Origin of the sequence: Microbacterium awajiense, assembly GCF_039536545.1 — a bacterium.
Lineage (GTDB): Bacteria > Actinomycetota > Actinomycetes > Actinomycetales > Microbacteriaceae > Microbacterium > Microbacterium awajiense.
In genome coordinates this window covers 24,900-50,400 of sequence record NZ_BAAAYU010000004.1, presented here as the reverse complement: position 1 = coordinate 50,400, position 25,501 = coordinate 24,900, and the positions used below count along the sequence as shown (strand labels likewise).

Below are 25,501 nucleotides of genomic sequence, written 5' to 3'. Positions count from 1 at the left end.
ATGATCCTATTGACGAGGGTGCGTCGCTCGCACCCACAACGGTGCCGCACGCACGGAGGGCGGCCGGCTCGCGCCGACCGCCCTCCGGTGTGTTGGAGACTTACTCCGCCAGGTAGGACGTCACCGGGATCGACCCGTCGATGATGCCTGCGGCGATCGCGTCGAGCTCACCCTGCAGATCGGGCGAGACGAGCGACTCGAAGTCGTGGAACGGCGCGAGGCCGACGCCGTCGTTCTCGAGGGTGCCGACGAACGGGGTGGCGTCGAACTCGCCCACGCCCGCCGCCATCACCGCGTCGTACACACCGACGTCGATGAGCTTGCGCACCGAGGTGAGCAGCAGGTCGGCGACGCTGGGGTCGGTCTCGTAGACGTCGGCGTCGACACCGAGCAGCGCGATGTCGCGACCCGACGAGCGGATCACCGAAGCGGCGCTCTGGTAGATCGGGCCACCGACGGGCAGCAGCACATCGACACCCTGGTCGACGAGACCCTGGGCGGCGTTGATCGCGTCCTGGTTGGCTTCGAAGCCACCGGTGAAGACACCGTCGGTGCCGTCCCAGCCGAGGACCTCGACGCTGTCGCCCATCTCGGCGTTCCAGTACTCGACGCCCTGCTTGAAGCCGTCCATGAAGATCGAGACGGTCGGGAAGTTCATGCCGCCGAAGGTGCCCACCTTCTTCGCCGTCGAGTACGACGCCGAGGCGTATCCGGCGAGGAACGCAGCCTGCGCGGTGTCGAAGATGATCGGCTTGATGTTGGGCGAGTCGGTCGTACCGTCGAAGTCGTTGTCCACGACGTCGTCGATCGAGACGTACTCGACGTCGGGGTTCTGCGCGGCGGACTCGCCGGCGGCCGACGCGAGCGCGAAGCCGACGGTGATGATGAGCGTGCAGCCCTGGTCGACGAGGCTCGTCAGGTTCGGCGCGTAGTCCGACTCCGAGCCGGACTCGACGGCGAGGAAGTCGACGCCGAGCTCATCGGCGGCGCGCTCCATGCCCTCGTAGCCGAGCTGGTTGAACGACTTGTCGTCGAAGCCACCCGCGTCGGAGACCATGCAGGGCTTGAAGCCCTCGATGGCACCGCCACCGGCCTCGGTCTCGGTCGGGGTGGCTTCGGGGGCCGACGCGCAGCCGGCGAGCGCAACGGCGGTGGTCGCGGCGACGAGGCCGGCGAGCAGCCGCTTGCGGGTCGAGATGGTGGTCACTGTGCCTCCACGTGCAAAGGGAAGAACCCGCGGACTTCGCGGGTGATGTGTGAAAGCTACCCCGTGTGACGCTCACGACGCATGCCGACAGCGGCTGTGCGCGCGAATGGTTACAAAGCCGCAATACGTCCGTATCAGAGCACGTCGCCGCGGCCCGTCAGCTTGAGCGCGTCGACGACGCCCTTCACACGCTGCGCATGCTCGCTCGTGGTCACCAGCAGCGCGTCCTCGGTGTCGACGACGACGATGTCGCGCACGCCGATGAGGCTGATGACACGGTCGGTCTGGCTCACGACGATGCCGCTGGCGGCATCCGAGAGGATGCGGGCGTTCTCGCCGAGGATCGCGAGGTCGTTCTTGCGACCGTGCGAGTTGAGCTTGGCCAGGCTCGCGAAGTCACCGACGTCGTCCCAGTCGAAATGACCCGGCACGACGGCGAGCCTGCCCCGCTGCGCTGCCGGCTCCGCCACCGAATAATCGATCGCCACCTTCGCGAGGGTCGGCCAGATGCGGTCGACGACGGGGCCGCGCTGCTCGCGGTCGTCCCACGCCTCGGCGAGGTCCATCAGGCCCGCGTAGAGCTGGGGTTCCTGCTCGGCGATCTCGCCCAGCAGGACGTCGGCGCGCGAGATGAACATGCCCGCGTTCCACAGGTAGGTGCGGTCGGCGAAGTACTCCTTCGCCGTCTCGAGGTCGGGCTTCTCGACGAAACTCGCGACCAGGGACGCCTCGGGCGCGCCGTCGACGATGAGCTCGGCGCCCTTGCGGATGTAGCCGAATCCGATCGAGGGCTCCGTCGGCGGCATCCCGATCGTGCAGACGTATCCCTCGCGGGCCACTTCGATCGCCTGGCGCACCGCCCAGTCGAACAGGTGCGGCACCCGGATCACATGATCGGCGGCGAAGGAGCCGATGATCACGTCGGGCTCACGGCGTGCGAGGACCGCCGCCGCGAGGCCGATCGCCGCCGTCGAATCGCGCGGTTCCGACTCGAGGAACACGTTCTTGTCGGGGACCCCCGGCAGCTCCTTCTCGACCGCCGCGCGGTGGGCGCGCCCGGTGACCACGGCGATGCGGTCCGGACCGGTCAGCGGCTCGAGGCGGTCCCACGTGTCGCGCAGGAGTGTGCTGCCCGATCCGCTCAGGTCGTGGAGGAACTTCGGAGCATCCGCGCGTGAGAGCGGCCACAGCCGACTGCCGATACCGCCTGCGGGGATGACTGCGTAGAAGTCTGCGACGGGCTCGGCCATGACCCCAGGCTAGTGGTCGGTGTCAACGATCGGCTGCGGGGTCCGCGCCGCGCTTCTTCGACGCCCGGGATGCCGCCGGGGATGCGGTCGACTCGGCGATCCCGGCGCCGATGCCGCGACCGACCGTCTGGCCCTGGATGATCGCGGCGAGGTCGAGACCGGTCGCCGCCTCGACACTGTCGAACACCGATCGCATCGCCGTGGCGCTGTCGCCCCCGACCACGGCCGACGCGCTGTCGTCGCCCGCGCCGATGATCGAGACGTTGCCGATCGCCGAGTACCCCTTGGCGAACTCGGCCATGATCTGCGGCAGCACCTCGACCACCCGCTGCGTGAGGAGGGCCTCCTGGTTCGAGGCGATCGCCTCGGCCTCGGCTTCGACGGCGGCTGCGCGCGCCTCGCCCTCCGCGCGGATCGCGTCCGCCTCGGCCTGCGACCGCAGGCGTCGGGCGGCCGCCTCGGCGTCGGCGAGCGCCCGCAGCGCGCCGGCTTCACCCGCCGCCTTGGCTTCGGCCGCCGCCGCTTCACCCGCGGCGCGTGCGCGGTCGGCTTCGGCCTGCTGCTCGGCGATGCGCGTGCGGGCCTCCGCCTGCTTGACCTGCTCGATCGCGGCAGCCTCGGCCGACCGCTCACGCGTGTACAGATCGGCCTGCGCACGCGTCTCGGCCTCGTATCGCTGCGCGTCGGCGACGCGCTTGACATCGGCGTCCAGCTGGGCCTGCTTGTTCTCGGCCTGCTGCTGCAGAACGGCCTGCTCGGCCTGCGCGCGGGCGAGGTATTCGGCCTGCTCGGCCTCGGCGCGCGCGCGACCGACGCCCGCGTCCGCATTCGCGGTGTTGGTGTCCAGCGCCGTCTGCTCGACCAGGTTCGCCTCCTGGTTGGCGATGATCTTCTGGTTGATCGCGCGGTCGGCGTTGGTCTGGGCGATCTCGGCCGCCTGTCGCTTCGCCTGGATCTCTGGCGCGCCGAGCGACTGGATGTAGCCGACGGCGTCGGTGATCCCCTTGATCTGGAACGAGTCGAGGATCAGCCCCTGCTCGGCGAGCTCGTGCGAGACGTCGGCCGCGATCTGGTCGGAGAACTTCTTGCGCTCGCGCATGAGCTCGACGACGGAGAGGGTCGCGACGATGCCGCGCAGGGCGCCCTCGAGCTGCTCGGTCGTGAACTGCTCGATCGCCTGGTCCTGCGACGCGAACCGCTCGGCGGCGCGGCGGACGAACAGCGGATCGGACCCGATCTTCACGATCGCGACACCGTCGACGTTGAGCGTCACGTTGTCGAGCGACTGCGCTTCGGCGTTGAGCGACACCTGTCGTGAGCGCAGCGAGATGATCTCGTGGCGCTGCGTGATCGGGTTCACGAGCGACTTGCCGTTGACGATGACCGTCACCGGCGACTCCGTCAGCTCGGATCGCGTGGAGCCGTCGACCGCCACGACCGCCTGCTGGACCTTCTGCTTGCGGCCCGAGATCACCAGCGCCTCGTCGGCGCGCGCCACCTTGATCCAGCTGCGTGCGAACAGCAGGAGGATGAGTCCGATGATGATCGCGGCGGCGACACCGACGCCGATGATGAGCAGGATGCCGACGAGTCCGGCGATCTCCATGGACGACTCCTTCGTGGTACTCCCCGACGGCGGATCGCTCGACGGCCATTGCAATCCTGCCAGCACGCGCGCGCTTCGAGACGTCGCTGTGGACAGCGCGCTTAGGTGCACCTAAGCGACCGGCAGCCGACGACGGGAATAGGATGGGATCTGCGCCCACCAGGCGCCCGGCTCGCGCCTTCGCGGTGCGCCGGCGGAGGGGTTGATCGAACGCCCCTCGTCGATCGACCAGGGAGGACGGCTGTGTCTGCACCAGCACGCGTGACCCCGTCGGTGTCCGAGACCACCTCGAAGGTTCCCCGCGGAACGCTCTACCGCGGCAACGAGGGCATGTGGTCGTGGGTGCTGCACCGGATCACCGGGATCGGGATCTTCTTCTTCCTGCTCGTCCATGTGCTGGACACGGCACTGATCCGGGTCGCCCCCGATGCGTACGACGCCGTGATCGGCACCTACAAGAACCCGATCCTCGGCCTCGGCGAAGTCGCGCTCGTGGGCGCCATCGCCTACCACGCCTACAACGGTCTGCGCATCATCCTCGTCGACGTCTGGTCGTGGGCCACGCGCCACCAGCGTCAGCTGTGGTGGGGCGTCCTGGGCCTGTGGGTCGTCACGATGCTCGCCTTCACGCCGAGGCACCTGATGAACGTCTTCGCCGGAGCGGGAGGGGGTCACTGATGACCGCGATCGCCGATCCCCGCGCCCCGCAGACCGCCGCACGCCGCGGCGGAGTCAATCTCGAGAAGTGGGGCTGGATCTACATGCGCGTGTCGGGCGTGCTGCTGATCATCCTCATCTTCGGGCACCTGTTCGTGAACCTGATGCTCGGCGAAGGCATCCACGGGCTCGACTTCGGCTTCGTGGCGGGCAAGCTCGCATCGCCGTTCTGGCAGTGGTGGGACGTGCTGATGCTGTGGCTCGCCCTCATCCACGGAGCCAACGGCATGCGGACGATCGTGAACGACTACGTCACCCACAAGGGCACGCGCAAGGTGCTGGTGTGGGCGCTGTGGCTGTCGGCCGGATTCCTGATCCTGCTGGGCACCCTCGTCGTGTTCACCTTCGACCCCTGCATCCCCAACCTGAGCGACGGCAGCGTCCTCACCGAGATCTGCAGCGCACAGGGCTGAGCGCGCGACGACGAAGCGAAAGACGACCGAGGCACCCCACACGTGAGCACACAGGCGACGGACTCCTACGTCAAAGACGGCGTCCACTACCACCAGTTCGACATCGTGATCGTCGGCGCCGGCGGCGCAGGCATGCGGGCGGCGATCGAAGCCGGTCCCGGCGCGAAGACCGCGGTCATCACCAAGCTGTACCCGACCCGGTCGCACACCGGGGCGGCGCAGGGAGGCATGGCGGCGGCGTTGGCGAACGTCGAAGAGGACTCGTGGGAGTGGCACACCTTCGACACCGTCAAGGGCGGCGACTACCTCGTCGACCAGGATGCCGCCGAGATCCTCGCCAAGGAGGCCATCGACGCGGTCATCGACCTCGAGAACATGGGCCTGCCGTTCAACCGCACCCCCGAGGGCAAGATCGACCAGCGCCGATTCGGCGGCCACACCGCCGACCACGGCAAGACCCCCGTGCGACGGGCGTGCTACGCGGCCGACCGCACGGGTCACATGATCCTGCAGACGCTCTTCCAGAACTGCGTCAAGCTCGGCATCAACTTCTTCAACGAGTTCTACGTGCTCGACCTGATCACGGTGAAGGATGCCGCGGGCAAGACCGAGGTCGCGGGCGTGGTCGCGTACGAACTCGCCACCGGCGACCTGCACGTGTTCCACTCGAAGGCGGTCATCTTCGCGACCGGAGGATTCGGGAAGATCTACAAGACGACCTCGAACGCCCACACGCTCACCGGCGACGGCGTCGGCATCGTGTGGCGCAAGGGCCTCCCCCTCGAGGACATGGAGTTCTTCCAGTTCCACCCGACCGGGCTCGCCGGTCTGGGCATCCTCCTCACCGAGGGTGCACGCGGTGAGGGCGCGATCCTGCGCAACGTCTCGGGCGAGCGGTTCATGGAGCGCTACGCCCCGACCATCAAAGACCTCGCGCCCCGCGACATCGTCAGCCGCTGCATGGTGCAGGAGGTCGCCGAGGGCCGCGGAGCCGGTCCGCACCGCGACTACGTGCTGCTGGACTGCACGCACCTGGGCGCCGAAGTGCTCGAGACCAAGCTCCCCGACATCACCGAGTTCGCCCGCACCTACCTCGGCGTCGACCCCGTCGTCGAGCCGGTGCCCGTCATGCCCACCGCGCACTACGCGATGGGCGGCATCCCGACCAATAACGACGCGCAGGTGCTCAGCGACAACACGACCGTCGTCCCGGGCCTCTACGCCGCCGGCGAGTGCGCGTGCGTGTCGGTGCACGGCTCGAACCGTCTGGGCACCAACTCGCTGCTCGACATCAACGTGTTCGGCAAGCGGGCCGGACGCAACGCGGTGGAGTACGTGAAGACCGCCGAGTTCGTCGATCTGCCCGACGACCCGGCCAAGGACGTCCGCGAGATGATCGAGGGCCTGCGTGAGAACACCGGCACCGAGCGGATCGCCGTGCTGCGCAAGAAGCTGCAGGACGAGATGGACCGCAAGGCGCAGGTGTTCCGCACCGACGAATCGCTCGGCGAGGTGCTCGAGGTCATCGAGGAGCTCCGCTCGCGCTACCGGAACATCCACGTCGACGACAAGGGCAAGCGGTACAACACCGACCTGCTCGAAGCCGTCGAGCTGGGCTTCCTGCTCGACATCGCCGAGGTCGTCGTCGTCACCGCGCGCAATCGGCAGGAGAGCCGCGGCGGTCACATGCGCGACGACTACCCCAAGCGCGACGACGAGGCTTTCATGCAGCACACGATGGCCTACCTCACCGGCGATCCGCACTCGTCGAACGCCGACGACCACATCCGCCTGGACTGGAAGCCCGTCGTGGTGACCCGCTACCAGCCGATGGAGAGGAAGTACTGATGTCGACCGCTCTGGTGGAGACCGACGACACGGCTGAGATCGAGGCCGCCGACGACACCGGCATCCAGTCGTTCCTGGTGACGTTCATCATCCGTCGCTTCGACCCCGAGGTCGACGAGGAGCCCCGCTGGGTCGACTACGACGTCGAACTGTACTCGACCGACCGCGTGCTCGACGCGCTGCACAAGATCAAGTGGGAGGTCGACGGCTCGCTCACGTTCCGTCGCTCCTGCGCCCACGGCATCTGCGGGTCGGACGCCATGCGCATCAACGGCCGCAACCGCCTCGCCTGCAAGACCCTGATCAAGGATCTCGACATCTCGCAGCCGATCTACGTCGAGGCGATCAAGGGGTTGCCGCTCGAGAAGGATCTCGTCGTCGACATGGAGCCGTTCTTCGCGTCGTACCGCGACGTGCAGCCGTTCCTCATCGCGAACTCGAAGCCCGAGCCGGGCAAGGAGCGCATCCAGTCGATCGTCGACCGCGAGGTCTTCGATGACACCACCAAGTGCATCCTGTGCGCGGCGTGCACCTCGTCGTGCCCGGTCTTCTGGACCGACGGCCAGTACTTCGGCCCCGCCGCGATCGTCAACGCGCACCGCTTCATCTTCGACTCGCGGGATGACGCCGGCGACGTCCGACTCGACATCCTCAACGACAAGGAAGGCGTGTGGCGCTGCCGGACGACCTTCAACTGCACGGAGGCGTGCCCGCGCGGCATCGAGGTGACCAAGGCGATCGCCGAGGTCAAGCGGGCCGTGCTGGGCGGCGGTTCCTGACCCGTCCGCGACGAATCGGCGCGTGCGCCTCGCTAGGCTGGGCGGCGTGAGCGGAAAGGGGCACCAGGCGGCGCGCACTCAGGCCGACGCCGCACAGCGCGAAGAAGAGACGCTGCGAGCCCGGTGGGAGTCCACGCAGGAGTCGTTCCGCGAGAGATTCGACGAGCCGATCGAGCGCGCGACCCGCATCACGAAGCAGACGCTCGCCTGGTTCCCGGTGCGCGTGTGGCGGCACTTCCTGCAGCACAACGGGTTCCTGCTGGCAGCCGGTGTCAGCTATCAGGCGCTGTTCGCGTTCTTCGCGGTCATGTACGTCGCGTTCGCCGTCGTCGGACTCTGGCTCGGCGGCAACGAGGCGGCGGTCACGGCGATGATCAACGTGATCAACACGTATGTGCCGGGGCTCATCGGCACCGACGGTCAGCCGGGTCTGTTCACCGAGCAGGACGTGCAGACCATCGCGATCGACAGCAGCGGTGTGCTCGCGATCACGGGTCTCATCGCGCTCGGAACGGCGATCTGGACGGCGATCGGCTTCATCACGTTCCTGCGTCGAGCGGTGCGCGACATCTTCGCGCTGGCCCCCGACCGTCGCAGCTACATCCTGCTCAAGTCGCGCGACTTCCTGGCCGCCATCGTGTTCGGCACGGCGATCGTCGCCGGCGGCGCCCTCAACGCGGTCGGCGTCTGGGCGCTGTCGTGGCTGGGAGGACTGCTCGGCCTCGACGGGTCAGCCCTCTCCACGATCGCCGTGCGACTTGGATCGGTGCTCGTCTCGCTCATCATCAACGTCGCGGCGCTGGCGGCGCTGTTCCGGTTCCTCACCGGCACCCAGCTGCGCTGGCGCCGGATCTGGCCCGGCTCCATCCTCGGCGGCGCGGCGCTCACCGTCCTCCAGCTGGGTGCCGGCGTCCTGCTGCTCTACACCCCGTCGAACCCGCTCCTGGCGACCTTCGCGATCTTCGTCGGCCTGCTGCTCTGGTTCCGCCTGGCCGGCATCGTGATGCTGGTGGCGGGCGCGTGGATCGCCGTGTCGGCATCGGATCGCGACGTTCCGCTCGTGCCGATCACCGAGGCCGAGCGGATCGCCGCGGAGCACCGTGCCCTGCTCGTGGCCGCCCAGGTGAGACTGCGCACCGCGCGTGAGGCGCGCACGAGCGCGCCCTGGTATCGCGTGTGGGCGGCCGACCGCGCCGTGCATGCCGCACAGACCGAGCTCGCGCAGGTCGAAGCCGCCGCTCCCGCTCCGATCGAGCACGGAAACGTCAGCCGCTGACGCGCGGCCCGGTGTCGGCGGTCGTGGCTAGGCTGGCGGGCGTGCCCGCATCCGTACGCATCGCCTCCGTCAACGTCAACGGCATCCGCGCCGCCGTGCGCAAGGGCATGATCGAGTGGCTGGCGGGTGCCGATGTCGACGTCATGGCCCTGCAGGAGGTGCGCGCGAACGCCGATGAACTCGCGGCGGCCCTGCCCGGATGGCACATCGTCGGCAACGAGGCCGAGGCGAAGGGCCGCGCCGGCGTTGCGATCGCCGCGCGGATCGCCCCCGCCGATGTGCGCACCGCGCTGGGCGATGGCGGTACGGACGCCGCCGGGCGCTGGATCGAGGCCGACTACGAGTTCGGCGGCGAGCGCCTCACGGTCGTGAGCGCCTACGTGCACACGGGCGAGGCGGGCACGCCGCGCCAAGCCGCGAAGTACGCATTCCTCGACGCGATGGAGGAGCGGATGCCCCGCCTGCAGGCCCACGCGCCGCTGTCGCTCATCATGGGCGATCTGAATGTCGGCCACACGCAGCGCGACATCCGCAACTGGAAGGGCAACGTCAAGAACGCCGGCTTCCTCCCGCGCGAGCGCGCGTACTTCGATCGTTTCGTCGGTCAGGCCGGCATGCCCGTCAACACCGCCGACGGCGCGACCGGCACGGGGCTCGGCTGGGTGGATGTCGGCCGACAGGCGCACGGCGATGTGGACGGCCCCTACACCTGGTGGTCGATGCGCGGTCGCGCCTTCGACAACGACACCGGGTGGCGCATCGACTACCACCTGGCCACGCCCGACCTCGCCGCGCGCGCGAGCGGCTACAGCGTGGTGCGCGCGCCCTCGTGGGACACGCGCTGGAGCGATCACGCGCCGGTGGTCGCCGACTACCGCGTCGGAGCCTGAGCGGCTGCGAGCGCGTGCGCGCGGCGCAGCTCGATGACCGGCGGATGCCGCAGCGACTGCGCCACGACGCAGTACCGCTCGGTCGCCGCGGCCAGACGAGCCAGCGTGGGGTCGTCGAGCTCGGCTGCGACCTCGACGACGAGGGTCACGGGTGCGATGCCGACGTCGACGCCCCGATCGACGCCGAGGGTGCCGCGTGCGTCGAACGTCGACTCTGCATGGATGCGCACGCGCCCGAGGTCGATTCCGGCCGACGTGGCGACTGCCGAGACGGTGACCCCGGCGCACGCGACGAGCGCCTGCAGCAGCAGGTCTCCCGAGCACGCGCCCGCCGAGGCATCCCCGCCGGTCGCGGGATGGAGGGCTGCGCGCACGACGCCGGCCGGGGTCTCGACGTCGACCGTGAGCGGTTCGGCGATGACACCCGCGGCATGCACGGGTGTGAGTGCGGCATCCGGTTCGGCACGATAGCGCTCCTTGAGCGGGGCCTGCGCGCTGCGCAGCCGGTCGCGGTCCATGGCAGCCGTCCTCTCGCTTGGGCCTCCAGCCTGACGCGCGTCGTGCGGCGCGCCAAGCCGGCGTGACGCCATGTGACGCGGGGTCACACCTTTCCGGCGACCTTCGCCAGTCGCAGCCAGGTGTCCACGACGGTGTCCGGGTTGAGCGACATCGACTCGATCCCCCGCTCCAGCAGCCACTCGGCCAGATCGGGATGGTCGCTGGGCCCCTGTCCGCAGATGCCGACGTACTTGCCCGCGGCCAGGCACGCGTCGATGGCGCGGCCGATCATGTGGAGCACTGCCGGATTGCGTTCATCGAACAGGTCGGCGACCAGACCCGAATCCCGGTCGAGGCCGAGGGTGAGCTGGGTCATGTCGTTGGATCCGATCGAGAACCCGTCGAAGTGCTGCAGGAACTGCTCGGCGAGCACCGCGTTGCTCGGCAGCTCGCACATCATCATCACCTCGAGTCCGTTCTCGCCGCGGCGGAGACCATTCTCGGCGAGCAGCTCGATGACGCGCTCCGCTTCGCCGACGGTGCGCACGAACGGGATCATGAGGGCGACGTTGGTGAGCCCCATCTCATCGCGCACGCGCTTCATCGCCTCGCACTCCATGTCGAAGCACTCGCGGAAGTCGGGTGACACGTACCGGGCCGCCCCGCGATACCCGATCATCGGGTTCTCCTCGTGCGGCTCGTACACGGGCCCCCCGATGAGGTTGGCGTACTCGTTCGACTTGAAGTCGCTCATGCGAACGATGACCCGCTCGGGCGCGAACGCGGCGGCGATCGTCGACACACCCTCGGCGACGCGACGAACGAAGAACTCGCGCGGCGACGGATACGCGGCGATCCGGGGCGCGATCTCGGCACGCAGCTCGTCCGAGATCGAGTCGTACTCCAGCAATGCACGGGGGTGGATTCCGACCTGACGGTTGATGATGAACTCGAGCCGTGCGAGACCCACTCCGTGGTTGGGCAGCTGGGCGAACGAGAACGCCTGCGAGGGCGTGCCGACGTTCATCATGATCTTCGTCGGGATCTCGGGCATGTCGGCCAGCTCGGTCCGCTCCTCGTGGAACTCGAGCAGGCCGTCGTAGACGAACCCTGCATCGCCTTCGGCGCAGGAGACCGTCACGGCCTCACCCTCGGTGATGGTCTCGAGCGCGTTCCCGGTGCCCACGACCGCGGGAACACCGAGCTCGCGGGCGATGATCGCCGCGTGGCAGGTGCGACCGCCGCGCGAGGTGACGATGGCCGAGGCGCTCTTCATGATCGGCTCCCAGTCGGGGTCGGTCATGTCGGCGACGAGCACCTCGCCGTCACGGAACTGCCCCATCTCGTCGATCGAGTGGATGACACGGGCCGGGCCCGCGCCGATGCGGTTGCCGATCGCGCTGCCGTGCGTGATGACGCGGCCGCGGTCACCCAGCACCCATCGGCTGACGACGCCGGCCTCCTGGCGCGAGACCACCGTCTCGGGGCGGGCCTGCAGGATGTACAGCTTGCCGTCGACGCCGTCCTTGCCCCACTCGATGTCCATGGGGCGGCCGTAGTGGTCTTCGATGACCAGCGCCTGGCGCGCCAGCTCGGTGACGTCGTCGTCGTCGAGACTCAGCACGAGGCGGTCCTCGTCGGGCACGTCGACGAACACCGTGCTCGTGCCGACGCTGCGCCCCTCGGCATAGACCATCTTGATCGCCTTGTCCCCGAGCTGGCGGCGCGAGATCGCCGGTCGACCGTCGCGCAGCGCGGTCTTGTAGACGCTGAACTCGTCGGGGCTCACGGCCCCCTGAACGACCGCCTCACCCAGACCCCACGACGAGGTGACCAGCACCGTGTTGGTGAAGCCGGATTCCGTGTCGACCGTGAACATGACCCCCGACGATCCGACATCCGAGCGCACCATGCGCTGGATGCCGGCCGACAGCGCGACCTCGTGGTGCGCGAAACCCTGGTGCACCCGGTAGGCGATGGCACGGTCGTTGTACAGCGAGGCGAACACCACACGCATCGCCTTGAGGACGTTGTCGATGCCGTGGATGTTGAGGAACGTCTCCTGCTGGCCCGCGAACGAGGCGTCCGGCAGGTCCTCGGCGGTCGCGCTGGAGCGCACGGCCCATGAGACGGCATCCGGATCGGGATCGTTCGCGACCAGGGTGGCGTAGGCCTCGCGGAAGTCCTTCTCGAAGGCCGCCGGCAGCGGCTGCTCCTCGATCCAGCCGCGGATCTGCGCGCCCACGCGCGAGAGCTGGCTGATGTCGCCCACGTCGATCGACTGGGCGGCGACCCGGATCCGCTCATAGAGATCGCCTTCGGCGAGGAACTCTCGATACGCGTCGGCGGTGGTCGCGAAGCCGCCGGGCACCGCGACTCCCAGATGTGAGAGGTTCGAGACCATCTCGCCGAGCGACGCGTTCTTGCCGCCGACCTGTTCGATGTCGTCGATACCCAGGTCCTGGAACCAGCGGATGTTCGGCATGTCGTCCTCCTCTTTCGCGCGGGAGAGCCTCCCCGGAGGGACGACGAACCGAGCGCGGCGTGGGAGGACCGCCGGAGGCGGACGCTGACCTCGATTCCCCGGCTCCGTCGCCGGAGGACTCGATATGGGTCGATGTCGAGTCTACGGACGCGCCGTGCCGCGACAAGGGCAGAGAATCTTCCGCCGGGGCGGAAGGCGCCGCGCGTGCGGCAGGTGCGCCATCCCGCCCCGTCGCCCGCCCGTAGGATTGGCGGGTGACCAAGCCCCGCCTCTACTCCGGAATGCAGCCCTCAGCCGACTCCCTGCAGGTCGGCAACTACATCGGCGCGCTCATGCAGTGGCGCGAGCTGCAGCAGTCCTACGAGGCGTTCTTCTCGGTGGTCGATCTGCACGCGCTGACACAGCCGAACGATCCCGCAGAGCTGCGCGAGAAGACCCGCCGCACGGCGGCGCAGTACATCGCGGCCGGGATCGAGCCGTCGAAGTCCACGCTCTACGTGCAGTCGCACGTGCCCGCCCATGCAGAGCTCGCGTGGGTGCTCTCCACCGTGACGGGCTTCGGCGAGGCCGGCCGTATGACGCAGTTCAAGGACAAGTCGCAGCGCTACGGCAGCGACGCGACCTCGGTCGGCCTGTTCACCTACCCGGTGCTCATGGCCGCCGACATCCTGCTGTATCAGACCGACATCGTGCCGGTCGGCGACGATCAGAAGCAGCACGTCGAGCTCACGCGCGACCTCGCCGAGCGGTTCAACGCGCGCTTCGGCACCGCGTTCCAGGTGCCGATGCCCGTGATCCAGCAGGACACCGCGCGCATCTACGATCTGCAGAACCCGACCGCGAAGATGTCGAAGTCGGCGGAGTCCGATGCGGGCGTGCTGTGGCTGCTCGACGACCCGGCGGTGTCGGCGAAGAAGATCATGCGCGCAGTGACCGACAGCGACGGCACCGTGCGCTACGACCGCGAGAACAAGCCGGGCGTCTCGAACCTGCTGGTGATCTTCGCCGCCCTGTCCGGCCGCCAGATCCCCGCGATCGAGGACGAGTTCGCCGGCCGCGGGTACGGCGACTTCAAGAAGGCGCTCGCCGAGGTCGTGACCGAGGAGTTCGGCCCAGTGCGCACCCGTGCCCTCGAGATGCTCGACGACCCCGCCGAACTGGACCGCGTCCTGGCAGCCAACGCCGCCCGGGCCGCCGCCGTCGCCGACGCGACCCTCGCCGACGTCTACGACAAGGTCGGGCTGCTCCGCCGGGTGTGAGGCATCCCGCGCGTCGCCCTCTCTGCGGACAGGCGGCGAGACGGGCGGGGGTTAGAGTGACCGGATGATTCCCGTCATCCTGCGCACGAAGCGACTCGAGCTGTCGGTGCCCGGCACCGACGACGTCGATGCGATCTTCGCCGCATGCCAGGACCCCGAGATCCAGCGCTACACGACGGTTCCTTCGCCCTACCAGCGAGCGCACGCCGAGGAGTTCATCCGGCGCGCCGCCGCGCACTGGGAGGAAGGCACCGAGGTGGTGTGGGCGCTGCGTGCAGACGGCGTGCTCGCCGGCGTCGCATCGGTGTTCGGGCTGACCGAGAAGGCGCCGGTCGGCGAGATCGGATACTGGATGGCGCCGGGCATGCGGGGCCGCGGCCTGCTGGGCGAGGCCATCACCGCGGTCGTGACCTACGCCCTCTCCCGCGACGGGCTGGGGCTGCGGCGCCTGCAGTGGCGCGCGATCGCCGGCAATCGGGCGTCCGCGTCGGTGGCGGCGCGGGCCGGGTTCCGCTTCGAGGGCACGCTGCGCGCAGCCCTCCCCGATCGCGGGACCCAACGCGACGGATGGGTCGCGGCGATCCTCGACGACGACGACCGGATGCCGCAGGACTGGCCGGTCCTCGCCGGCTGAGCACGTGCGAGGATGGGCCCATGCCCGAGATGCCGGAGGTGCAGGGACTCGTCGAGTTCGTGCGTGACCGCGCCGACGGCCTCGAGATCACACGGGTCACGGTGGCGAACATCGCCGCACTGAAGACCTACGATCCACCCGTCACCGACCTGGTCGGCCGCACCATCGGCGGCGCTGAGCGCGCCGGCAAGTTCATCGATCTGGTGACCGACGGCCCCCATCTCGTCTTCCATCTCGCGAAGGCCGGCTGGCTGCGCTGGTACGACCAGCTGCCGGCGACGCTCATCAAGCCGGGCCGCACGCCGATCGCCGTGCGCGTCGCGCTGTCGGACGGCTCGGGCTTCGATCTCACCGAGGCGGGCACGAAGAAGTCGCTCGCGGTGTACGTCGTCCGCGCGCCTGCCGACGTGCCGGGGATCGCGCGACTCGGGCCCGACCCGCTCGACGACGCCTTCGACCGCGACACGCTCGCGCAGCTGCTCGCGGGCCGCCGCACCCAGATCAAGGGCGTACTGCGCGATCAGGCCACGATCGCCGGCGTCGGCAATGCGTACAGCGACGAGATCCTGCATGCCGCGAAGATGTCGCCGTATGCGCTGGCGGCGAACCTCGACGACGGCGAGATCGACCGCCTCTACGCAGCGATGGCCGAGGTGCTTGCCGAGGCGGTGTCCGAGGCATCCGGCAAGCCGCCCGCCGATCTGAAGGACGCGAAGCGGCGCGGGATGCAGGTGCACGGCCGTCGCGGCGAGGCCTGCCCCGTGTGCGGTGACGAGGTGCGCAGCGTGTTCTTCGCCGACAACTCGCTGGAGTACTGCGCGACGTGTCAGACCGGCGGCAAGATCCTCGCCGACCGGAGGCTGTCGCGCCTGCTCAAGTAGCGGCGGCGCGCTCCCACGTCGGATCGGCCGCGTGCACCCGCTCGAGTGCGCGGACCACCTCGGCCGCGACGCGGTCGGCGTCCCAGCCGAGCACCGGCGCGATCGCCTCGGCGACCTCGGCGGCCGACTCCTCGGACACCCCGCCGGTGAACGCGATGCTCGATCGGCGCTGCAGCAGGTCGTCCAGGTGCACCACCTGCTCGGTGGCCGCGATGTGTCGCAGCTCTTCGACCGAGTAGGCGGGCAGCGTACGAAGCGGCCGATCGGCGCCGGCGAGAGTGATGGCGTCGATCACCTGCGCTGCGACGGTGCCGTAGCGATCGAGCAGCACGGCGGCGCGGGCGATGCCGATGCCGTCGGCGTGCGACGACACCCAGTGCGAGCGCGAGCGCTCGGTGGTCGGGAATCCCGCCCCGCCGCCGATCGGGATGCCGCGCGTCGTGTGACGGCGCGGCGTGGCCAGCAGCGCCAGCACGCGGTCGGCGACGCGTTCCGCGGACGCGCGGAAGGTCGTCCACTTGCCGCCCACCAGGCTCAGCACGGTCGAGTCCCCGCCGAGGAGGGGTGCCTGCTCGATGCGGTAGTCGCGCGAGACGAATCCGGGCGCGGTGTCGCCGTGCCCGGGCAGCGGCCGCACACCGGCGAACCGGTGGACGATGCGGTCGCGGTCGACCGCGATGTCGGGCAGCACCTGGCCGATGAGGTCGATGAAGTAATCGACCTCGTCTTCGGTGCACACGATCGGATCGGTCATGTGATGTTCGAGGTCGGTCGTGCCCACGAGCACGCGGCCCTTGAGCGGGTAGATCAGCACGATGCGGCCGTCGCGGTGCTCGAAGAAGAGCTCGCGCCCGCTCGTCGCCGCCAGCAGCTCGGGGTGGTCGAGCACGATGTGCGAGCCCTTGGTACCGCCCATGTACCGCGTCGGGTCGCCGAGCGCGAGATTGGTGAGGTCGGTCCACGGCCCGGTCGCGTTCACGATGACGGATGCCGCGAACGGCACCTCGTCGCCCGTCTCGATCTCGCGCAGCACGACACGGCCGGACTCGACGCCGACGGCCGCGGTGTGGTTCGCCGCGCGGGCCCCCGCCGCGCGAGCGTCGCGCAGCACGTCGATGGCGAGCCGCTCGGGGTCGTGCAGCGAGGCATCCCAGTAGGTCGCCGTGTACTTGACCGTCGGGTTGAGTCGGGGCAGATCGCGCAGCGATCGCCGGCGACCGTGGAACTCGTGGCGCGGGACGCGGCCGCCCCCTCGCGAGAACGAGTCGTAGATGACGAGGCCGATCTTGATGAGGATCGCGCCGCGCTCTGCGGGCCGACCCCGGCCATGACGCAGGAACCGCAGCGGCGCGCCCAGCAGACCCGAGAACGTCGAGTGGATCGGGATGGTGGTCGGCAGCGGCCTCACATAGTGCGGCGCGATCTTCAGCAGCCCGTTGCGCTCGGTGACCGCCTCGTGCACGAGACGGAACTCGCCGTTCTCGAGGTAGCGGATGCCGCCGTGGATCATGTGCGACGAGGCGGCCGACGCGCCGCTGACGAAGTCGGCGCGCTCGACGAGCGCCACGTCGATGCCCTGCATCGCGAGATCGCGCAGCACGGCGAGTCCGTTGATCCCGCCGCCGATGATCAGGACGTCGGCGTACGGCCGCTCGGCCAGCTCGGCGAAACCCGATCCGGTCGTCTGCTCTGTCATGCCTCTCCCCCCGGTTCCAGCGTACGTCGCACCGCCGATCGCGGCGTCCATCCACGGGAATGAACCGGCCGACGGTGCGTTGGCTAGACTCTGAGCATTGACGTGCTCCGGGGTCGGTGAGAATCCGAACCGGCGGTGACAGTCCGCGAGCCGAGGCGCTCCATCCGATCAGGATGCCGCCGAAGCCGATCCGGTGGAATTCCGGGACCGACGGTGATGTGCTGGGTGACCAGCACGAGTCCGGATGGGAGGCAGCACGGGGCGACGCGACGCGCGTCGCGCGGCCGCATTCCCCGGAGCCTCGACGGAGGACTCGGATGAGCGGCGAACGCGAACAGGCGGCCATGCGGCACGCGCTGAACCTCGCTCGCCGAGGACCCCGGGGCGTGAACCCGCAGGTGGGCGCCGTGCTCCTCACCCCGTCGGGCGACGTCATCGCCGAGGGATGGCATCACGGCGCGGGCACGGCGCACGCCGAGGTCGACGCGCTGTCGAAGGCCCCCGCAGATGCCGTGCGCGGGGCGACGGCGGTGGTCACGCTCGAGCCCTGCAACCACACCGGACGCACGGGGCCCTGCTCGGAGGCCCTCATCGCGGCGGGGGTGGCACGCGTCGTCTATGCGATCGCCGACCCGGGCCATGACGCCGGCGGCGGCGCGCGCCGACTGCGTGAGGCCGGCGTCGACGTCTCGGCCGGCGTCCTCGCGGATGAGGCCGAAGACCTGCTGTCGGGCTGGCTGACGGTGCAGCGCCTGGGCCGACCACACATCACGGTGAAGTGGGCGCAGAGCCTCGACGGACGCATCGCGGCCGCCGACGGCTCGAGCCGCTGGATCACCGGCGTCGCGGCGCGTGCCGACGTCCACCGCCGCCGCGCGCTCGCCGACGCCATCCTCGTCGGAACCGGCACCGTGCTCGCCGACGATCCGGCACTCACCGCCCGCGGTGCCGACGGCGACCTCGCCGGCGACCAACCGCTGCCGGTCGTCCTCGGCCGGCGCCCCGTGCCGGAGGGCGCGGCTGTGCGTCGGCACCCGCGGCCGTTCCTCCAATTCGACGACCTCGACGCCGCGCTGGCCGACCTGCGCGCCCGCGGCGTGCAGACCGTGTTCGTCGAAGGCGGACCGACGGTCGTGGGCTCGGTCCTGCGTGCCGGTCTCGCCGACGACCTGCTCGTCTACACCGCCCCGGTGCTCATCGGCGGACCGCGCCTGGCGGTCCACGACCTCGGAGTGGACACGATCGCCGACGCGCTCAGGTTGCGCACAACTCAGGTCGAGCAGCTGGGAGACGACGTGCTGATCGTCGCGCATCCCCCGGCATCCGATCACCCATCCGAAGGAGAGAGCTGATGTTCACCGGCATCGTCGAAGAGATCGGCGCCGTCACCGCCGTCGAGGACGCGGGCGACGGCGTGCGCCTGACCGTGCGGGCACCGCTGGCCGTAGCGGATGCCGGGCACGGCGACTCGATCAGCGTCAGCGGCGTGTGCCTGACCGTCGTCGACCGCGGTGAGGACTGGTTCACCGCCGACGTCATGCGGCAGACGCTCGTGATGTCGACGCTGGACGGTGTCGCGGCCGGGCGGCCCGTCAACCTCGAGCGTGCGACGCGGGCACATGGGCGCCTGGGCGGGCACATCGTGCAGGGCCACATCGACGGCACCGGCACCGTCCTCGACGTTCGACCCGGAGACCAGTGGCGCGTGCTGCGCGTCGGCCTCACCGCCGACATCGCACCACTCGTGGTCGACAAGGGCTCGATCGCCGTCGACGGCGTCTCGCTCACGGTGAGCGACGTCAGTGAACCGGATGCCGGCGGCGACGCCTGGTTCGAGGTCTCGCTCATCCCCGAAACGCTCGCGGCCACGACACTCGGGGCCCTCGTGGCCGGCGATCGCGTGAACCTCGAGACGGACATCCTCGCCCGCCACGTCCGCCGGCTGCTCGCCTTCGCGCCGAGCGCCGCGGCGCCCGCAACACCCCCGGAAGGAGGCTCGCGATGAGCCTTGCCACCATCGACGAAGCCCTCGACGCGCTCCGGGCAGGTCGACCGGTGATCGTCGCCGATGATGAGAACCGCGAGAACGAGGGCGACGTCGTCCTCTCGGCCCAGCTGGCCACTCCCGAGTGGATCGCCTGGACGGTGCGCTGGTCGAGCGGCTTCATCTGCGCGCCGATGCCGGCGGACTGGGCCGACCGGCTCGATCTCCCCCCCATGGTCGAGGTCAACGAGGACGCGCGCGGCACCGCCTACACCGTGAGCGTCGACGCCGCCGATCGCATCTCGACCGGCATCAGCGCGGCCGATCGCGCACACACCCTCAACGTGCTGGCATCCCCCTCGTCGGTCCCCGAGAGTGTGATCCGGCCGGGACACATCCTGCCGCTGCGCGCGGTCGACGGTGGCGTGCGCGAGCGCGGCGGGCACACCGAGGCGGCGGTCGAGCTCATGCGCCTGGCCGGGCTCGAGCCGGTCGGCGCCATCGCCGAGGTCGTCGCCGAAGACGGGTCGATGATGCGCCTGCCCGGCCTGCTCGAACTCGGCGAGCGCGACGGCGTACCCGTCATCACGATCGAGCAGCTGGTCGCCCATCTCGAGGCGGCCGATCCGATCGCCCCCGGCGGGCCCCCTGCCCACCGCCGCCGCGTGAGCCTGCGTGCCGAGGCGCTGGTGCCGACGTCGCACGGCAGCTTCCGCTTCCTCGCCTACAAGGACCGCGTCACCGGCACCGACCACGTCGCCGTCGTGTCGGGCGACCTCACCGACGACTCACCGCTGGTCCGGGTCCACTCGGAGTGCCTGACCGGCGAGGCGTTCGGCTCACTCAAGTGCGAGTGCGGCCCACAGCTCGAGGCGGCGCTGGACGCCATCGCACAGGACGGCGGCGTCGTCGTCTACATGCGCGGGCACGAGGGCCGCGGCATCGGTCTGATCAACAAGCTGCGCGCCTACGGCCTGCAGGAGCGCGGCCTCGACACCGTCGATGCCAACCTCGCGCTCGGCCTTCCCGCCGACGCGCGGGACTACGCGGCGGCGGCCGGGATCCTCGCCGACCTCGGCGTCGAGCGGGTGCGCCTGCTCACCAACAACACCGACAAGGTGACCCAGCTGCGCGAACTCGGCCTCGACGTCGTCGACCAGGTTCCGCTGCTGGTCGGCGTCGGACCGAACAACCACCAGTACCTCGAGACCAAGCGCGACCGCATGGGCCACCTCATCGCCGACGACGATCTGCGCGATGCCCTCGAGCAGATGCACGAAGGAGCGGAACGATGAGCGGCACGGGAGCACCGCGGGCGCAGGAGACCGTCGACGCCACGGGCCTGGACGTCGTGATCGTGGCCGGCACGTGGCATCCCGTCATCACCGACGGGCTGATCGCCGGTGCCGCACGCGCCCTCGACGCCGCCGGAGCGACCTGGCGGGTCGTGCGCGTGCCCGGCTCGTTCGAACTGCCGGTGGTGGCGAAGGCCGCGCTGCAGGCCGGTGCCGATGCCGCCGTCGCGCTCGGCGTGATCATCCGCGGCGGTACGCCCCACTTCGAGTTCGTGTCGTCTGCGGCGACCGACGGCCTCACCCGCGTCGCGCTCGACACCGGCAAGCCGGTGGGCTTCGGCGTGCTGACCCTCGACGACGAGGCACAGGGGATCGATCGTGCGGGGCTGGAAGGGTCGCGCGAGGACAAGGGCTTCGAAGCGGCGGATGCCGCCGTGCGCACCGCGCTCGTCCTGCGCGAGGTGGGCAGCGCCTCCTGAGGTCGTGCCGCGCACCGGGTCGCCCCGTCAGGTCCGCGTGGTGAGGCGTGCCTTGCTGGCGTGCCGGTCACGATCGGCATAGCGTGAGCGGCATGGAGATCCTTCGCCACATCGTCGTCTTCATCCACCTCATCGGCTTCGCCGTGCTCTTCGGAGCCTGGCTCGTCGAGGCGGTCGCGCGGCGGATGCGGTTCACACCGCTCATGAACTGGGGCCTGCTGATCGCCGGCGTCGCAGGCATCGTCCTCGCCGCGCCGTTCGGAGTGTCGTACGAGCTCAACTACGCCAAGATCGGCGTGAAGCTCGTCGTGCTCCTCGTGATCGGCGCTCTTCTCGGCATCGGCATGGGCCGCCAGCGCAAGAACGGCTCGGTGCCGCCGGCGCTGTTCTGGTCGGTGGGTGTTCTGACCCTGCTCAACGCCGGCATCGCGGTGCTCTGGCGCTGAGCGCGACCGTCCCGCGAGTCCTGCCCTCGGCCGCCCACTAGCCCGACGCGACCTCGTCGTCCGGCTGTTCGTCGACGACCAGTCGGGCGTCGTCGCTCACCTCGTCGATCGCGTCGTTGCGCGCCGCCGGGCGCGGGGGCGGTTCGGCGCCGCTCGTGCTCGCGGATCCTGCGTCGGCGAGCCGCAGGGCGGTGCGCGCCGCTTCGCCGGACAGTCCCAGCACCGAGTTCACGTGGACATCGCGCTGCGGGAACGGGATCTCGATGCCGTGGGTCTGGAGCGCGGTGTGCAGCGCCCAGTTGTAGGCGGCGGTCACCGCCCCGGGCTTCTTCGTCGCGTCAGCGGTCAGCCAGATCACGAGCTCGAAGTTCAGCGAGCTGTCGCCGAACTCGGTCAGCCACACCTGAGGACGGCGGGGCCCGTCGAGGGCCAGGGTGAACGGCACCTCGGATGCCGCTGACAGGGCCGCCTCCTTCACGATGTTCTTGTCGGTGCCGTAGGCCACACCGAAGGGCACGTGGAGCCGGCGCACGACGTCACGGTGCGTCCAGTTGACCACCCGCCCGTCCACGAACTCGGAGTTCGGGACGAGGATGTCGAGGTTGTCGTTGGTCGCGATGGTGGTGGCACGCATCTTGATGTCGCGCACGCGCCCGGTGACGCCCGACTCGAGTTCGACGAAGTCACCGATCTTCAGCGACTTGTCCAGCAGCAGAACGATTCCCGAGATGAAGTTGGCGAACAGCGATTGCAGGCCGAAGCCGAGTCCCACGCCGATCGCGCCCGCGATCAGCGCGAAGCGGTCGAGCGGCACGCCGAGCGCCGTGAAGGCGAGCAGCACGCCGACTCCGACGACCGTGTACGCCGTGAGTCGGGCGAGCGTGTACCACGTCGCGGTGTGCGCACCGTCCTGGCGCCGTGCCCGACGGCGGATCAGCAGACTGAGGCCGACCCCGATCGCAATGGCGACGATGAGGATCACGCCGGCTCTGACCAGTCCCCCGACGGTGAAGGTCGTGTCCAGGATCTGGATCGTCGCGTCCGTTGCCTGCGCTCCCACGCCGTCCAGCACAGCACACTTCTCGCCGTCGCTGCGGAGAACGCACACGTTCCCGTCGATCAGTCGAGGAACAGCGCCCGCAGCCGCTTCGTCGTGAACACCAGGCCCACCGCGATCATCACGACGTAGTACAGGACATGCCACAGCATGTCTGCGCTCAGGATGCCGGTGGTGAGCCCGCGGAGCAGTTCGACGCCGTGCCACAGCGGGAACGCCATGATGACGTGCTGGATCCACTCGGGATACACGGTGATCGGGTACAGCGTCGCCGAGAAGAGGAACATCGGCAGCAGCACGAAGTTGATCCAGTCCATCTGCTGGAAGGTCTTCATGTAGCTGGTGACCGCCATGCCCAGGCTCGCGAAGCCGAAGGCGATCAGCATCACGGCGGGAAGGGCGAGGATCGCCGTCCACGACAGGTTCAACCCCAGCGCCTGCATGATGATCATGAATCCGGTGGCGTAGAGAAGCCCGCGCATCAGCGCGTAGAGGATCTCACCGAGGGCCACGTCGAGCGGCCCCAGCGAGGTCGCCAGCATCCCCTCGTACAGCTTGCCGTAGTTGAGCTTGAAGAAGACGTTCCACGTCGAGTCGTAGATGGCGCCGTTCATGGCCGACACGGCCAGCAGCGCCGGGGCGATGAACGCCGCGTAGGAGACCTCGACCCCGCCCGTCACCTGGATGTCGCCGATGAGCGCGCCCAGCCCGATGCCCATCGAGAGCAGGTAGAACACCGGCTCGAAGAAGCCGGACAGCACCACCACCCAGCTCGACGAGCGCGCCGCGATCAGCCCGCGCTGCACGACCGCTTGCGGGTTGCCCGCCCACAGCGCTCGGACGCCGCCGGCGCGGACGGGCACGGTCTCGGTCGCGACGGTCATTCGCCGAGCCTCCTCCGGAAGATGCGGCGAGCGATGACGAGCGCGCCGACGGTCAGCAGCAGCAGGTAGGCGAGGTGCACGGCGACCATCACCGGCTCGGCGGGCTTGTCGTACGATGCCATCCGACCGAGTTCGGTGGCATGCCACAGCGGCGAGACCCATCCGATCCATTGCAGCCACAGCGGCAGGGTCGCCAGAGGGTAGAAGGTGCCCGAGAACAGGAACATCGGCATGAAGACGAACCGCTGCACCAGCGCGATCTGGCCCTTGTCTTCGGTGATCGATGCCGAATAGGCCATGTAGGGCACGCCGAACGCGAGTCCGGCGAGGACGCCGATCGGGATCATCAGCCACCCGGTCGCCGGATCGGGAACGGCCTGGAACACCCACAGGAACGCGTAGTACGCGCTGACGACGAACGCCATGCGCGCCGCCGCCCCGAGGACGACGCCGCCGGCGATCTGCCCGGGTGTGAGGGCGGAGGCACTGAACCCGTAGAAGTAGCGGCGCCACTTGAACCCGGCGATCACCGGATACGAGAACTCCTCGGCCCCGACCTGGAGCGCAGCCGTCATCAGCAGCGCGGGGGCGACGAACACCAGATACGACACCTCGATGCCGCCATCGGAGATGGGGGCGTCGATGAGCGCCGCGAGCCCGACCGCGAGGCCCAGCAGATAGAGCACCGGCTGGCCGAGTCCGCCGACGAGGATCGTCCAGCCGTAGGCGCGCATCGCGCGAACCATGTGCTCGGCGACGTACAGGGTGCCGAACGCGCGCGGCCTGCGCCCCCAGGCGAGCGCCTCGGCGCGCAGCTCGTCGAGCGACGGCTGTGCGCCGGTCGCGGATGCCTGTGCCGGCGGCATCCGGCTCGCCGCGGCGTCGCTCATTCGATCAGCGACCTGCCGGTGAGCCGCAGGAAGACGTCTTCGAGGCTCGAACGTCGCACCAGCGACGTGATCGGGTGCAGGTCGCGCGCGACCACCTGCTCGAGCGCGGCCTCGCCGTTGTGCGCGTAGATGAGGACGCGGTCGGGCAGCACCTCGACGCGATCGCCGATGCCGTCGAGCTGCGGCGCGACCTGCTCGTTGCGCGCCGATCCGAAGCGCACCTCGAGCACCTCGCGGCTGGAGTGCTCTCGGATGAGCGACGCGGGGGTGCCCTCGGCCATGATGCGACCCTTGTCGACCACGATGAGCCGGTCGCACAGCTGCTCGGCCTCGTCCATGTAGTGGGTCGTGAGCACGAGCGTGGTGCCGCGCTCCTTGAGGCGGAACAGGCGGTCCCATAGCACGTGGCGCGCCTGGGGGTCGAGACCGGTGGTGGGCTCGTCGAGCAGCAGGATGCGGGGGTCGTTGATGAGACCGCGCGCGATCGTGAGACGGCGCTTCATGCCGCCCGAGAGCTGGTCGACCTTCGACTTCGCCTTCTCTTCGAGCGCGGCGAACGCCAGCAGCTCATCGGCCTTCTGGTGGCACACCTTGCTCGGCAGCCCGAAGTAGCGACCGTAGATGTAGAGGTTCTCGCGCGCGTTGAGTTCACCGTCGAGGTTGTCCTGCTGCGGCACCACGCCCAGACGGGAGCGGATCTCGGGGCCGTTGCGGTCGGGATCCAGGCCCAGGATGCTCAGCTCGCCGCTCGTGCGGGTCGAGACGGCCCCGATCATCTTCATGGTCGTGGACTTGCCCGCTCCGTTCGGGCCCAGCAGACCGAACGACTCGCCGGAGGCGACCTCGAACGACAGACCGTCGACGGCGAGGAAGTCGGGCTTCTGCTTGACCTTGTAGGCCTTGACGAGATTCGAGGCGGCGATCACGGGTTCGGGCACCGGACTACTGTACGGCCAGCCGACGACACCGCCTCACGAAGGTACGGTCGTAGAGAGGCCGCACGATGCCGCCGCAGGCCGCCCTTCCC

24 protein-coding genes and 1 riboswitch are annotated in these 25,501 nt (G+C 69.6%); of the genes, 14 read left to right on the top strand and 10 right to left on the bottom strand.

Translation table 11 applies throughout. The annotated features are described in order from the left end of the window. Positions 1–100: 100 nt before the first annotated feature. The 3 genes from ABD663_RS06650 to ABD663_RS06640 form a co-directional block, all read right to left on the bottom strand. Positions 101–1,207 carry a BMP family lipoprotein gene (locus ABD663_RS06650; protein WP_344737182.1) on the bottom strand — a complete coding sequence of 369 codons (1,107 nt, stop codon included), beginning with the start codon at positions 1,205–1,207 and terminating at the stop codon, positions 101–103. A gap of 134 nt (positions 1,208–1,341) precedes the next feature. Then, entirely contained in the window at positions 1,342–2,457 is a 1,116-nt protein-coding gene (locus ABD663_RS06645; protein ID WP_344737181.1) for a mannose-1-phosphate guanylyltransferase, read from the bottom strand. A 22-nt stretch (positions 2,458–2,479) separates the two neighbouring features. Next, positions 2,480–4,063 (bottom strand): SPFH domain-containing protein, encoded by a 1,584-nt coding sequence (locus ABD663_RS06640; protein ID WP_344737180.1) that lies wholly within the window; start codon positions 4,061–4,063, stop codon positions 2,480–2,482. A 243-nt stretch (positions 4,064–4,306) separates the two neighbouring features. On the opposite strand from ABD663_RS06640, the gene sdhC reads away from it, so the two are divergent. The 6 genes from sdhC to ABD663_RS06610 are packed head-to-tail and all read left to right on the top strand — an operon-like array spanning position 4,307 to position 9,986. Next, positions 4,307–4,741 (top strand): succinate dehydrogenase, cytochrome b556 subunit, encoded by a 435-nt coding sequence (gene sdhC, locus ABD663_RS06635; protein ID WP_344737179.1) that lies wholly within the window; start codon positions 4,307–4,309, stop codon positions 4,739–4,741. Continuing rightward, entirely contained in the window at positions 4,741–5,193 is a 453-nt protein-coding gene (locus tag ABD663_RS06630) for a succinate dehydrogenase hydrophobic membrane anchor subunit (protein ID WP_344737178.1), read from the top strand. Before sdhC ends, ABD663_RS06630 begins: the two co-directional genes overlap by 1 nt. A gap of 42 nt (positions 5,194–5,235) precedes the next feature. After that, positions 5,236–7,041: a succinate dehydrogenase flavoprotein subunit gene (sdhA, locus tag ABD663_RS06625; RefSeq protein WP_344737177.1), complete on the top strand. Its 1,806-nt coding sequence runs from the start codon at positions 5,236–5,238 to the stop codon at positions 7,039–7,041. Then, on the top strand, positions 7,041–7,820 hold the full coding sequence (locus tag ABD663_RS06620) for a succinate dehydrogenase iron-sulfur subunit (protein ID WP_344737176.1): 780 nt from the start codon (positions 7,041–7,043) through the stop codon (positions 7,818–7,820). The genes sdhA and ABD663_RS06620 overlap by 1 nt, the downstream gene beginning before the upstream one ends. Before the next feature lie 46 nt (positions 7,821–7,866). Continuing rightward, positions 7,867–9,096 carry a YihY/virulence factor BrkB family protein gene (locus ABD663_RS06615; RefSeq protein WP_344737175.1) on the top strand — a complete coding sequence of 410 codons (1,230 nt, stop codon included), beginning with the start codon at positions 7,867–7,869 and terminating at the stop codon, positions 9,094–9,096. Positions 9,097–9,137: 41 nt separating this feature from the next. Further along, positions 9,138–9,986 carry an exodeoxyribonuclease III gene (locus tag ABD663_RS06610; RefSeq protein WP_344737174.1) on the top strand — a complete coding sequence of 283 codons (849 nt, stop codon included), beginning with the start codon at positions 9,138–9,140 and terminating at the stop codon, positions 9,984–9,986. Here the strand turns inward: ABD663_RS06610 and ABD663_RS06605 are convergent. Together ABD663_RS06605 and ppsA are read right to left on the bottom strand one after the other, a co-directional pair. Then, positions 9,968–10,504 carry an OsmC family protein gene (locus ABD663_RS06605; RefSeq protein WP_344737173.1) on the bottom strand — a complete coding sequence of 179 codons (537 nt, stop codon included), beginning with the start codon at positions 10,502–10,504 and terminating at the stop codon, positions 9,968–9,970. The genes ABD663_RS06610 and ABD663_RS06605 overlap by 19 nt on opposite strands. A gap of 83 nt (positions 10,505–10,587) precedes the next feature. Next, on the bottom strand, positions 10,588–12,969 hold the full coding sequence (gene ppsA / locus ABD663_RS06600; RefSeq protein ID WP_344737172.1) for a phosphoenolpyruvate synthase: 2,382 nt from the start codon (positions 12,967–12,969) through the stop codon (positions 10,588–10,590). 254 nt (positions 12,970–13,223) lie between these two features. Here ppsA and trpS point away from each other — a divergent pair, with 254 nt between their 5' ends. The 3 genes from trpS (at position 13,224) to ABD663_RS06585 (ending at position 15,743) form a co-directional block, all read left to right on the top strand. Further along, positions 13,224–14,228, top strand: coding sequence for a tryptophan--tRNA ligase (gene trpS / locus ABD663_RS06595; RefSeq protein ID WP_344737171.1), 1,005 nt, complete (start codon positions 13,224–13,226; stop codon positions 14,226–14,228). A 64-nt stretch (positions 14,229–14,292) separates the two neighbouring features. Continuing rightward, positions 14,293–14,862 carry a GNAT family N-acetyltransferase gene (locus ABD663_RS06590; RefSeq protein WP_344737170.1) on the top strand — a complete coding sequence of 190 codons (570 nt, stop codon included), beginning with the start codon at positions 14,293–14,295 and terminating at the stop codon, positions 14,860–14,862. Positions 14,863–14,882: 20 nt separating this feature from the next. After that, a complete protein-coding gene (locus ABD663_RS06585; RefSeq protein WP_344737168.1) occupies positions 14,883–15,743 on the top strand; it encodes an Fpg/Nei family DNA glycosylase in 861 nt (286 codons plus the stop codon). Here the strand turns inward: ABD663_RS06585 and ABD663_RS06580 are convergent. Then, complete coding sequence (locus ABD663_RS06580; RefSeq protein ID WP_344737167.1) at positions 15,736–17,439, bottom strand: glycerol-3-phosphate dehydrogenase/oxidase; 1,704 nt, start codon at positions 17,437–17,439, stop codon at positions 15,736–15,738. The two genes, ABD663_RS06585 and ABD663_RS06580, sit on opposite strands and share 8 nt — an antisense overlap. A gap of 100 nt (positions 17,440–17,539) precedes the next feature. After that, a riboswitch (FMN riboswitch) is annotated at positions 17,540–17,699 on the top strand. A gap of 57 nt (positions 17,700–17,756) precedes the next feature. Here ABD663_RS06580 and ribD point away from each other — a divergent pair. The 5 genes from ribD to ABD663_RS06555 all read left to right on the top strand — a co-directional run bounded on the left by ribD (position 17,757) and on the right by ABD663_RS06555 (position 21,643). Beyond that, positions 17,757–18,791 (top strand): bifunctional diaminohydroxyphosphoribosylaminopyrimidine deaminase/5-amino-6-(5-phosphoribosylamino)uracil reductase RibD, encoded by a 1,035-nt coding sequence (gene ribD, locus ABD663_RS06575; RefSeq protein WP_344737166.1) that lies wholly within the window; start codon positions 17,757–17,759, stop codon positions 18,789–18,791. After that, positions 18,791–19,444: a riboflavin synthase gene (locus ABD663_RS06570; RefSeq protein WP_344737165.1), complete on the top strand. Its 654-nt coding sequence runs from the start codon at positions 18,791–18,793 to the stop codon at positions 19,442–19,444. The genes ribD and ABD663_RS06570 overlap by 1 nt, the downstream gene beginning before the upstream one ends. After that, a complete protein-coding gene (gene ribA / locus ABD663_RS06565) occupies positions 19,441–20,718 on the top strand; it encodes a GTP cyclohydrolase II (protein ID WP_344737164.1) in 1,278 nt (425 codons plus the stop codon). Before ABD663_RS06570 ends, ribA begins: the two co-directional genes overlap by 4 nt. After that, positions 20,715–21,197: a 6,7-dimethyl-8-ribityllumazine synthase gene (ribH, locus tag ABD663_RS06560; protein WP_344737163.1), complete on the top strand. Its 483-nt coding sequence runs from the start codon at positions 20,715–20,717 to the stop codon at positions 21,195–21,197. The genes ribA and ribH overlap by 4 nt, the downstream gene beginning before the upstream one ends. 92 nt (positions 21,198–21,289) lie before the next feature. Continuing rightward, positions 21,290–21,643, top strand: a complete 354-nt coding sequence (locus tag ABD663_RS06555) for a Fe-S protein (RefSeq protein WP_344737162.1) — start codon at positions 21,290–21,292, stop codon at positions 21,641–21,643. Between the two features lie 37 nt (positions 21,644–21,680). Here the strand turns inward: ABD663_RS06555 and ABD663_RS06550 are convergent, their stop codons facing one another. Genes ABD663_RS06550 through ABD663_RS06535 form a run of 4 tightly spaced genes read right to left on the bottom strand, consistent with a single transcriptional unit; the run spans position 21,681 to position 25,412 of the window. Further along, a complete protein-coding gene (locus ABD663_RS06550) occupies positions 21,681–22,715 on the bottom strand; it encodes a mechanosensitive ion channel family protein (protein WP_344737161.1) in 1,035 nt (344 codons plus the stop codon). Positions 22,716–22,762: 47 nt separating this feature from the next. After that, positions 22,763–23,584 carry an ABC transporter permease gene (locus ABD663_RS06545; protein ID WP_344737160.1) on the bottom strand — a complete coding sequence of 274 codons (822 nt, stop codon included), beginning with the start codon at positions 23,582–23,584 and terminating at the stop codon, positions 22,763–22,765. Beyond that, positions 23,581–24,474, bottom strand: coding sequence for an ABC transporter permease (locus ABD663_RS06540; protein WP_344737159.1), 894 nt, complete (start codon positions 24,472–24,474; stop codon positions 23,581–23,583). The genes ABD663_RS06545 and ABD663_RS06540 overlap by 4 nt, the downstream gene beginning before the upstream one ends. Continuing rightward, positions 24,471–25,412, bottom strand: a complete 942-nt coding sequence (locus ABD663_RS06535; protein WP_344737158.1) for an ABC transporter ATP-binding protein — start codon at positions 25,410–25,412, stop codon at positions 24,471–24,473. Before ABD663_RS06535 ends, ABD663_RS06540 begins: the two co-directional genes overlap by 4 nt. Positions 25,413–25,501 lie beyond the last annotated feature (89 nt).